Source organism: Caloranaerobacter azorensis DSM 13643 (assembly GCF_900129995.1).
Classification (GTDB): Bacteria; Bacillota; Clostridia; order Tissierellales; family Thermohalobacteraceae; genus Caloranaerobacter; species Caloranaerobacter azorensis.
On record NZ_FQXO01000029.1, the window covers coordinates 16483 to 27800 of the forward strand.

11 protein-coding genes and 1 riboswitch are annotated in these 11318 nt (G+C 31.1%); all 11 genes read right to left on the reverse strand.

Going from position 1 to position 11318, the window contains the following annotated elements; genetic code table 11:
• Window positions 1-6: 6 nt before the first annotated feature.
• A complete protein-coding gene (locus BUB51_RS06280; protein ID WP_073196344.1) occupies window positions 7-1230 on the reverse strand; it encodes an ABC transporter permease in 1224 nt (407 codons plus the stop codon).
• A gap of 37 nt (window positions 1231-1267) precedes the next feature.
• Window positions 1268-1945: an ABC transporter ATP-binding protein gene (locus BUB51_RS06285; RefSeq protein ID WP_035161743.1), complete on the reverse strand. Its 678-nt coding sequence runs from the start codon at window positions 1943-1945 to the stop codon at window positions 1268-1270.
• Window positions 1942-3198 (reverse strand): efflux RND transporter periplasmic adaptor subunit, encoded by a 1257-nt coding sequence (locus BUB51_RS06290; RefSeq protein ID WP_073196346.1) that lies wholly within the window; start codon window positions 3196-3198, stop codon window positions 1942-1944. The genes BUB51_RS06285 and BUB51_RS06290 overlap by 4 nt, the downstream gene beginning before the upstream one ends.
• Window positions 3199-3344: 146 nt before the next feature.
• Window positions 3345-3791, reverse strand: coding sequence for a ribosomal protein S18-alanine N-acetyltransferase (gene rimI / locus BUB51_RS06295; protein ID WP_073196348.1), 447 nt, complete (start codon window positions 3789-3791; stop codon window positions 3345-3347).
• Window positions 3784-4506: a tRNA (adenosine(37)-N6)-threonylcarbamoyltransferase complex dimerization subunit type 1 TsaB gene (gene tsaB / locus BUB51_RS06300; RefSeq protein ID WP_073196350.1), complete on the reverse strand. Its 723-nt coding sequence runs from the start codon at window positions 4504-4506 to the stop codon at window positions 3784-3786. Before tsaB ends, rimI begins: the two co-directional genes overlap by 8 nt.
• Window positions 4506-4964 carry a tRNA (adenosine(37)-N6)-threonylcarbamoyltransferase complex ATPase subunit type 1 TsaE gene (gene tsaE / locus BUB51_RS06305; protein WP_200791899.1) on the reverse strand — a complete coding sequence of 153 codons (459 nt, stop codon included), beginning with the start codon at window positions 4962-4964 and terminating at the stop codon, window positions 4506-4508. The genes tsaB and tsaE overlap by 1 nt, the downstream gene beginning before the upstream one ends.
• A gap of 16 nt (window positions 4965-4980) precedes the next feature.
• Window positions 4981-6168, reverse strand: coding sequence for a pyridoxal phosphate-dependent aminotransferase (locus tag BUB51_RS06310; RefSeq protein ID WP_073196352.1), 1188 nt, complete (start codon window positions 6166-6168; stop codon window positions 4981-4983).
• Between the two features lie 291 nt (window positions 6169-6459).
• Window positions 6460-7062 (reverse strand): ECF transporter S component, encoded by a 603-nt coding sequence (locus BUB51_RS06315; protein ID WP_035161734.1) that lies wholly within the window; start codon window positions 7060-7062, stop codon window positions 6460-6462.
• Between the two features lie 96 nt (window positions 7063-7158).
• Window positions 7159-7276, reverse strand: a riboswitch (FMN riboswitch).
• 149 nt (window positions 7277-7425) lie between these two features.
• Entirely contained in the window at window positions 7426-8592 is a 1167-nt protein-coding gene (locus BUB51_RS06320; protein WP_073196353.1) for an amidohydrolase, read from the reverse strand.
• Complete coding sequence (locus BUB51_RS06325; RefSeq protein WP_073196354.1) at window positions 8579-10843, reverse strand: ATP-binding protein; 2265 nt, start codon at window positions 10841-10843, stop codon at window positions 8579-8581. The genes BUB51_RS06320 and BUB51_RS06325 overlap by 14 nt, the downstream gene beginning before the upstream one ends.
• A 211-nt stretch (window positions 10844-11054) precedes the next feature.
• A complete protein-coding gene (locus BUB51_RS13070; RefSeq protein ID WP_159430368.1) occupies window positions 11055-11201 on the reverse strand; it encodes a hypothetical protein in 147 nt (48 codons plus the stop codon).
• Between the last annotated feature and the right edge of the window lie 117 nt (window positions 11202-11318).

Here is an 11318-nt window from a genome sequence, read left to right on the forward strand (position 1 = left end):
AATATTTTATTCATATCTCAATGCTTCTATTGGGTCAAGTTTTGCAGCTTTATTAGCTGGATATATTCCAAAAAATATTCCAACACCAGCAGAAAACAATACTGCTATTAAAATAGTAGCTATCGATACTGTTGGTGGTAAGCCCATCGAAACGGCAATAATATTTGCAATAGCTAAACCTAAAATTGTTCCTATTAATCCACCTATACCCGATATTATCATGGCTTCAACTAAAAACTGCATAAGAATATCCTTTCGTCTAGCTCCTATAGCCTTTCTTATACCTATTTCCCTTGTCCTTTCTGTTACAGATACAAGCATTATATTCATTACTCCAATTCCACCAACTAGTAAAGATATTGCTGCTATTGCACCTACAACTTTTGACAAAATTCCTAATATATTATCCATAATCTGCATTTGTTTCTTTGCACTCTGACTCATATAATAATTGTTACCTGAATTTCTATGACGCCTTTCTATTAGTTTTATTATGTCTTTAGAAACTTCTTCAATCCTACTACTATCTGCCATGTTCACTTCAATAGCCCAGTATCTATCACCATATCCTAATTTTTTTATATATGTTACAGGTAAATATATATTTGTAGGTATTTCCTGAGCAAATTTTTCGGCTAACTTTTCAAATGAAGAAGCCTTAGTTTCATATACTCCAACTATTGTAAATGATATATTTGAATATCCAGTATCAACAAGTATCTTTTCCCCTATAACATTAGTCCTTTTAAAAATTTTCATTGCAAGCTCTTTGTCTATTACTCCAACACTTCTCTTTCCCTTTACATCTGACTCTAATAGAAATCTACCATTAACAATATCTATATTTTCAATTTTATTATAGTCTTCATTTACTCCATATAGTGTAACTGAAGCTGTCTCTCTGCCTTTATTTGCCTTACCTGCAATATTAAAATTAGGAGATATTGCCTTTATATCATTCTTAAATACTCTCTTAATATTTTCAATATCATCATCGTCAAATTGGTCTCTATATTTAGGATTTTTATTCCAATTCATCCAAAAAACAACCCTATTTGTACCAAATCTCTCAAATTCACTTCCTATTTTCGCTTTACTTCCTTGCCCCAAAGATACAATAGTAATTACTGAGGCAATGCCTATTATTATACCCAGCATTGTTAGAAATGAACGCATTCTATTAGCCCAGAGGCTAGAAAGTGCAACCTTTATGCTTTCTAAAAAATTCATATTCTCACCTCTTCTCCTGTCCTCATATTATGAATACTTATTTAATCTGTCTATCTTCTATAATCACTCCATCTCTAAATGTAACAACTCTTTTAGCCTTCTGAGCTATATCTGGTTCATGAGTTACAATAACTATTGTTACTCCTTCTTTGTTGAGGTTTTCAAAAATATCCATAATTTCTTCCCCAGACTTTGTATCTAAATTACCTGTCGGCTCATCAGCCAATATTATTGCTGGATTGTTAACCAAAGCTCTAGCTATAGCAACCCTCTGTCTTTGACCTCCAGACATTTCATTAGGTTTATGGTTTATTCTATCTCCGAGTCCAACTTTTTCTAATAATTCTATAGCTCTCTTTCTTCTTTCTTTAGCCGAAACTCCTGCATACATCATTGGAAGTTCAACATTTTTTAATGCAGTTGTTCTTGATAGTAAATTAAATGCTTGGAATACAAAACCTATTTTTCTGTTCCTTATCATAGCTAATTCATCGTCATTCAATCCCTGAATACTTACCCCATCTAATATATATTTCCCTTTTGTCGGTTTATCCAGACACCCCAGTATATTCATTAAAGTAGATTTTCCAGAACCTGATGGTCCCATAATAGCTACAAATTCTTCTTTTTCAATATTAAGATTGATATCTTTCAATGCAGTAACAGAAACATTTCCCATTTTATATACTTTAGTTAATCCCTCTAGTTTAATCATTTCTTATCACCTTTCAATATACTAACTTCCATTCCATCTTTTATTTTTTCAGTAGGATTTAGTATTATTTGATCTCCTTCTTTTAAATCTTTAGAAATTATTTCTGCTTTTAAGTCTCCTTCAACACCCATTAAAATTGGAATTTCTACAGCTTTCCCTTCTTCTACTTTAAATACAACTATACTTCCATCTTTTTTGTGATATAAAGCCTCATACGGAACTACTAATGCATCTTTCTTATTTGCAGTATTGATAGAAACATCTGCTGAAAATCCAGGTTTTATTTTTTCATCAGGATTTAATATATCAATCTTTATTTTTACATTTGTTTCAATGCCTCTCCCTGTATTCATTTCAGTTGCTACAGGTGATATATATGAAACTTTACCTTTATATTCTCGATTTTTGAATGCCTCACCTGTTATCTTAACTTCCTGCCCTAATTTTATATCGTTTATATCGTATTCACTAATATTTACCTCTATCTCTAATTTACTTGTATCATCGATAATAAATAGAGGTGACGCTGTATTAGCCGGTACCCCAAGTTTAGCTCCTGAATAAACAATAACCCCGTCTATTGGACTTTTTATTATAGATTTACTAATCTCTTCTTTTTGTTTTTTTAGGTTCAATTCCTGCAATTCGATTCTCTTTTTCTGACCTTCTACATCTTTAGCTTTTTTTGCATCTTCTAACTGTTTTTGAGCTAACTCAAAATTAATTTTAGCCGTAGCTAATGCCGAACTATCAGCTTCTAATTGCGATTTACTTATCGCTCCAGCTTCATACAGCTTAACAGAATTCTGATATTTTTTTTGAGCATTTTCATAATTTAATTTTGCATTTTCCAAGTTTTTCTCAAGTTGAAAAGTATCTTTACCTTCAAGCATGTTCTTTAAATTCTGCTTTTCTATTTCCAAATTTATCTCTGCAGCCCTTATGTTAAATTCAATATCTTCTGTGTCTAACTTCGCCAGTACTTGACCTTTAGATACTTTATCCCCTTCTTTAACTAATATTTCTTTTATTTTATATGGAAGTGTTGTTACTACATTTCTATTCACTTTAGATTTTACAGTACCATCTGAAATTATTATCGAAGATATGTCCTCTTTGGATACTTCAACTGTTTTTACAAATATTCCCCTTTTATTTTCCTTTTTAGCTGCTTTGTATGCCCCCACTCCTATTATTACTATTCCTAAGATCACTAATAGAGAAATTGCTAAAGCTTTTTTCCCCTTTGCCATATAAAAACCTCCTGTTCTTTTAATATGTCTATCAATTTTGACTTTTTTAATATTGACTTATCTTATTTCTACAAAATTATTCAATTTCCTGCCAAAATATTAATTTAAAATGTATCATATAATAAAAATTTAAGATGTGATAAAACTCACATCTCTTTCCACATTATTATTGCATCTTCTTTTGTATCAGAATAATATCCCGGTCTTACACCACACTGCTTAAATCCATATTTTTTATATAGAGACTTAGCTATATCATTCGATTTCCTAACCTCTAAAGTAATCCTACTTATTCCTCTTTCTCTACAAATATCAATAAGAGCTTCAACTAATAAATTCCCTACTCCCAATCCTCTAAAATCAGGATGAACGGCTATATTTGTTATGTGGCCTTCATCAATAATAAGCCAAATTCCGCCATATCCTATTACTTTATCATGAATAGAAGCTACAACATACTTGGCAAGCCTATTCTCATTGACTTCCTTTACAAAAGCCTCCCTTGACCATGGAGTTTTAAATGATTTTCTCTCTATATCGATGACTTCATCAATATCTTTTTCCGTCATCTCTTTTATTACAATTTTACTCATTTTTCTCACCACAACATTTAATTTTCTCTTCATATTCTCTCTGTGCTTGGGACTTTCTTAAATAATCGGGAACTAAATCGAAAAAGTTTTCGAATTTTCCTTCTTTTGCCCTTGATAATGCTAATTCTGCAACCGATGATGCTCTCGCCATATTTGCAGATTTCGGTGCAAAAAATACTCTATCTCCCAACGCTTCAATTATTTTCTGCCTATAAACCAACGTGCCATCGCCATTAACAATAATGCTTTCATCTCTTTCCTTTAAAATATTCATAAGCTCATCTAATTCTACCGCATCTGGTTTTTGTATAACACAAAGACTGCCATTTTCCCATTTATAAATTCCAGTAAATACTCTGTCTCTTCTAGCATCCATCATTGGTACGATAATTCCTTCAGAATATGGTAAATTAAATGCTAAAGCGTCTAATGTCGGTATGCCAATAACCTTTTTCCCAAGAGCATGTGCCAAACTCTTTATAGTCGCTACCCCTATTCTTAAACCCGTAAATGAACCCGGGCCAATTGATACTGCAAAAACATCTATATCCTCTGGTTTTAATTCGCTACTTTCTAAAATTTCCTTAATTATAGGCATTATTTTTTGAGAATGAGTCCTTTTATTATTTAATATGTACTCACTAATCAATCTATCTTCATCAAGTATAGCACAAGTTGCAACAATACTAGATGTATCTACCGCTAATACTTTCACTATTTAATCAACTCCTTAACAATTTCTTCATACCTATTTCCTTTAGCCTCTATTATTATTTCTCTATCATCAATTTCTTTTCCTCTTTTTATAGTAATATCTAATCTTTCTAAAGGAAGTATATCTTCTATTATACTAGCCCATTCGATAATAGTAACCCCTTCCGAATATATGTATTCTTCAAATCCTAAATTGTACATCTCATCTATGTCATCTATTCTATATACATCAAAATGATATACTGGATATCTTCCTTCGTATTCATTAATCAACGTAAAAGTAGGGCTAGTAACATAATCTTCAACACCAAGTCCTCTGGCTATTGACTGTGTTAATGTTGTTTTTCCTGCCCCCAAATCACCATTTAAGCATAAAATATCACCACTCTTTAAAAGTTTTCCTAATCTATATCCAAAAGAATAAGTTTCTTCAGGACTATTTGTTTTTATTTTAACCATAATTTCATCCTTCCTATCATTCATTTTTTATCTTATGCACAAATTCTGCAATTCTATTTAATCCTTCTATTAATTCATCTGTACTACATGCATAAGAAATCCTTATATAATCATCCATTCCAAAGGCTATACCGGGTACAACTGCTACTTTGCTTTCTTCAAGTAATCTGTCTGCGAAATAAACCGAAAAACTCCCATTATAGTCCATATTCTGCTTCAATTGAGAAATATCAATAAATAAGTAAAAAGCTCCTTCAGGATAAATAAATGATAATGGTTCTATTTCTTTTAATATTGAAACTGCCTTATCTCTGCGGCCTTTATAAATTTTAACCATCGCCTTCATTTCTTCTTCACAATAGGATAATGCTCCAAACGCCGCCCATTGTGATATCGTTGAAGGATGAGAAATTAAATGTCCCTGTATAGTAGAAATGGCATCGGCTATTTCTCTATTAGAAGCTGAATATCCTACCCTCCATCCAGTCATAGAAGCCGATTTGGAAAGTCCATTTATAGTTATCGTTATATCTTTAGCCTCATCAGAGATAGCAGCAGTGCTCTTATAATCGTCAATATAGCATATCTTCTCATATATTTCATCTGAAATTATATATATATTATTCTCTAAACAAAACTCAACTATTGGAATTAACTCTTTTTCTCTATATATGATTCCAACTGGATTTGACGGATTAGAAATTATTATCGCCTTTGTTTTTGTATTCACAATTTTCTTCAATTCTCCAACCGTAACCTTAAAATTATTAGATTTATCTGTATCTACGAATATAGGCTTTCCACCTACCAATTTAACCATTTCAGGATAACTTACCCAATATGGTTTAGGTATAATTACCTCGTCTCCTTCATCTAACAAAGCTAATAATGAATTGGTTATAGAATGTTTAGCTCCATTAGATACCACTATCTCATCAACTTCATAATAAATTTCATTTTCGCTTAATAGTTTGTTTTGAATGACTTTTTTAAGCTCATTTAATCCTGAAGCCAAATCATATTTCGTTTTATTATTGTGTATAGCTTTAATCGCTTCCTCTTTAGCTCTGTCTGGAGTAAAAAAATCTGGTTCTCCAATGCTTAAATTAATTATATTTAATTCTTTTTCTTTAAGTTTTTTTATTTTACTACTTATACCAATTGTAAATGACGGAGTAATATTACTTAATCTTTTAGATAGCACCTATTTTCTCTCCTTTTTATTTTTCTTTACCGCTATATATTTTATTATAATCCATAGGAAATTATTTTCCACAATTTCAAGAATAAATTCAAATATAATTTCCGTCATGGATTTCAATAAAATCTACCTTGTAAAATTTTTATTCAATTTTAATCAAAGATTTTATTATAATCCATAGGAAATTATTTTCCACAATTTCAAGAATAAATTCAAATATAATTTCCGTCATGGATTTCAATAAAATCTACCTTTTCAATACAAAAAATAGAGGGCTATGCCCTCGATTTTGAACTATCTGTGTAGGATTGGTGATATTCTCTTATACAATAGAATTGTGGCTAATGATACTATTACTCCCTTTAATAAATTGAAAGGAACTATTGCAAATAGAATAAAAGTTTTGTAATCAGCAACAAATTTATTAACCTTAGCTCCCATTTCAACAAAAGCATCTACCGGAGCACCAAACAATTTTGCATAAAATGGTATTAAGAAATAATAATTAGATAAAGAAGCTATAAGAGTCATCATTACAGTCCCTATAACCATACCTAAAATTGCACCTTTAAATGTCTTGTTTTTAAAATAAATATATCCTGCAGTATAAACTAATGCACTTCCCACTAGAAAATTAGCCAATTCTCCAACACCCATAGTCGAAGTTCCTTTAATCACAAGGTGAAGTATATTTTTTACAAATTCAATCATAACTCCGGCCATAGGCCCTAGTGCAAAAGCTCCTATTAAAGCAGGTATATCACTTAAATCAATCTTTAAAAACTCTGGTGTAAACCATAAAGGTACTTCAATATACATGATAAGAAATGAAAGTACTGATAATACAGAAATTTTTGTAAGCATTCTGGTGTTAAGTCTTTCTCTTATTGCTAACATAATACCCCTCCATTTATATTTTTATTTTTTGGGAGAGGATTAGAAAATTAGAAACTCCTGAAGACAATCTTCAGGAGTTTAAGTACATAAGAACATACTAATCTTCTCCCATCCAGACTTTAACTGTCGGCCCTGGAATTTCACCAGATCAACTGCAATGCAGCTCGCGGGCTATACCGCCGGTCGGGAATTTCACCCTGCCCTGAAGACTAGAAAAAAATATATTTAATTTTCACCTTTATTATCACATTATTATCTATTTTTGTCAAGAAGTAAAATACGGCTTTTCGCTATTCGACTGGCAAAAAATAACATCGAATAACCAATACCAAATATCTTACATCTAATTTTACATTTTCAATTTTAAATTTTATTTTTATAAATCACCTTCCCATCAATTATCGTTGCATATACTTTGCAGTCAATATCTCTTAATGGATGACCGTCAAATATAACGATATCGGCATCTTTTCCTACTTCAATACTTCCGACTCTATCATCTATTCCCAATATCTCGGCAGCATTGATAGTTATAGCCTTAAATGCCTCCATTTCGTCCATACCTGATTTAACAGCAAGTCCAGCACAAAGAGGTAAATATTGAAGCGGTATTACCGGTGAATCTGTCATTATTGCAACTTTAACTCCTGCTTTTTGCAATATCCCAGGTGTTTCAAAAGTTAAGTTTTTGAGCTCAAATTTACTTCTATCAGTTAAGCTCGGTCCAACTATAGCAGGTTTACCTTCTTTTACTAGATGTTCTACAATCAAATGACCTTCAGTACAGTGATCTAATGTTATATCTACATCAAACTCTTTAGCTATCCTTATAGCAGTTAGTATATCATCTGCTCTATGAACATGAGCTTTAAGCGGGATTTCTTTTCTAATTACTTTTGCCATAGCTTCCATTTTCATATCAAATTCAGGCATTTTTGATTCATCTTCTTTAGCTTTTTCTAATTTCTCAACATACTCTTTAGCTTTAAAAAGTGTTTCTCTAAGTTTCGCTGCAGTTGCCATTCTCGTAATTGGAGATTTCTTTTGGCTATGATAAACTCTTTTAGGATTTTCTCCAAAAGCTACTTTCATAGCTAAAGGTTCTTTTACAATCATGTCATCTACTCTATTTCCATATGTCTTTATGGCTACAAATTGACCGCCAACTACATTAGCACTACCTGGACCTGTTGCTACACATGTAACGCCACCTTCATATGCCTCTTTAAATGTCCTATCCATAGGGTTTATGCCATCGATAGCTCTCAAATGTGGAGTTATTGGATCAACCCATTCATTGCCATCGTCCCCTTCAAAACCTATACCATCTTCCCATATTCCTAGATGGCAGTGTGCATCAATTAATCCCGGAGTTACTAATCTTCCATTAGCATCAATTATTTCAACATCTAATGGTACAACTATGTCTTTACCTACTTCCTTAATCTTTCCATTTTCAATCAAAATACTTCCATTTTCGATTATTTCTCCAGTCATAGTTAAAATCCTACCATTTTTAATTAACAACATTTTCTCTTCCCCCCAACTTTTTTTCTTTATCAATTACGCTTTTTATAGCTTTGATAACTTCTTTAATCGTACAAGGTTTATGCATTATGTATTCTATTTCACTTAAATCTTGTTCATCTAAATCATTTGGCCATCCTGTCATTAAAATAATTTTTAAATCCTTTCTAATACTTTTTATTTGCCTAGAAAGCCTAATACCATTCATCTTTGGCATAGCTAAATCACAAACTATTATATCATATTTTTTCTTAGACAATCTCTTTAAAACATTATTGCTATTAGTTTCGATATCTGATTCTATACCTATTATCCTAAACATCTTCTTCAAAGAATAAGCTACATGGGCCTTATCATCTACAATTAACACATTCAACCCATTAAATTTTGGTAAAATGTTATCTTCGGCAGTATATTCCCCTCCTTTCTGATACCTATTAAATGAAATAATAAACTTTGTTCCCACTCCAACTTTACTCTCTACCTCTATACTACCATTATAACTTGATATTATATTTTTAGCTATACTTAATCCCAAACCCGTTCCTCTAGATTCTTTTGTACTAAAAAACGGTTCAAAAATCTTATCCTTAAATTCATCTGGTATCCCGCACCCCGTATCTTCAATACAAACATAAGCTTTATTCCCTTTATCATAAGTTCTTATCGTTAATTTGCCTCCATCTTCCATAGCATCTATGGCATTCAATATTATATTTAGAATAACCTCCCTTATCTCATAAACATCACAATATATATAACTGTTTGAATTCAACTCTTTCACTAAAGTAAATTCTCTCCCTTTTACATCATAAATGTTTTTCCATTTAGGTCTCGCCATATCTATAGAAGTCTCTACAATACTATTAAGAAGTATCGCCTTCTTATTAGAACTTACTCTTTTCCTAGTAATTTTTTGTATTCTATTAACTATCGCCTTTCCATCAAGAGCCGAATTGTATATTATTTCAAGATTTTTCTTTATTTTTTCATCTTGCACCTGATATAAAAGTAATTGGGATAAGCCTATAATAGTAGTCAATATATTATTGAAATCATGTGCTATCCCTCCAGCAAGTTCCCCTAATGTCTTGAATTTTTCAGCTCTCAACAAATCTGCCTGATGTTTCTCAATTTGTTTCTGCTTATCCAACAAGGCCAATATTGTGTTGCCGATTGCTTTTAGAAATGACATATGATGATAGAAATGCTGTTTACTGTTATATGAGGCCAGTATAAGAAATGCAATAGGATTGTTCTCATCTTTACCTATAGGCACTTTAACTAATGACTTTATACCAAGTTGATTTATTAATCTATTTTCTAATTGACTGTCATCATATATTTTTATTCCCTGTTTAAATTCTTCTCGAAATCTATTTTCATCTAAAGTTTGATTAGCAATATATTTGTCAATCTCATAGGGCAAATTATACTTTATTATAGACTCCAAATTAAAATCGGTATCTAAATATGTGAAAATTAACCCAAAGTCAGCATTTACCACTTTACAGATTTTTTCTAATGCCGATTCCAATAGATGCCTACTATTATGTTTATATGAAATATCTAAAATAAGTTCATTTAATAATTCAAGTTTTTTATTTTCTTTATATAATTCGACCTTATCTAAGTATAAAATCCTTAAATACTTATAAAAAAGCTCTATCTCATTGGGATTATCTATCTGAAACACATTTACACTATCGTTATTTATTATAATAAAAACGTCATGAAGAGGAACTAAACGATAGAAATATTCTTCCGTAAAATTATCAATTAAATATTCTTTTATAATCATAATTTCCTTTTCTTTAGCAAATTTCTTAATTTTCTTATGATATTCATATATTATATCTAAATCCATTTTATCATTATAAAAATCATCTATGATTCCATATATTATTACTTTTTTATATCCTTTTTTATAACAATTATTAATTAATTTTTCATAAAATTTTACTATATTTTCTACTTGGAGTACTCCTTCCTTAAGATATTTTTTCTGAGCAGAAATAAATATAAGCTGCCCTTTTTTTATCAACTCATCTATTACTAGCCCCCATTTTTCTAATTCCTCTTTTTCTGTATGCAATTGACTAATAAAATTATATATGTATATAAAACACCCATCATTTTCAATAATATTTAAAACAAGATTTTTCAAATAGTTTTTTCTAAAATTTAATATGCTCGAATTTAAAACTCCCCAAAAAGCCCCTTTAATATATTTTATATCTATTTCATTATACAAAATGATACCCCCTTAAGTAAGCCTAAAAATGAGAACTTTTTGTGTAATTTCTACAGAGTTACAAAAATCCCTCTTTTTTTGTTAAAAAATATTAAATTTTTTTAATATTTTTTATTTTTAAATCGAGTAGGAGGTAGATGATTAATTCATCTACCGACCTCTCACACCACCGTACGTACCGTTCGGTATACGGCGGTTCATTAGGTTAAGTTCAAACTTGAACTCTGGCTTTCGCTATTGATGATGCCGAAGGTATACTACACGCTTCCTTCCTATCTTGGACTTCCAGTCCTACTTCAGTCGGAGAGCCTTCATATGAAGTTTTCTGTGGTCTTTGCATACCTCTCGAATCTTTCAATGCTACTTACCTCCCTAATGTTCGGTCCTTCCCTATCTATCCTAGGTTTTGATAGGTACTATGACCTCTGCTGACTTCTCAAGGTTCAGCTATACATCACTGCATAGGTTGTCATTT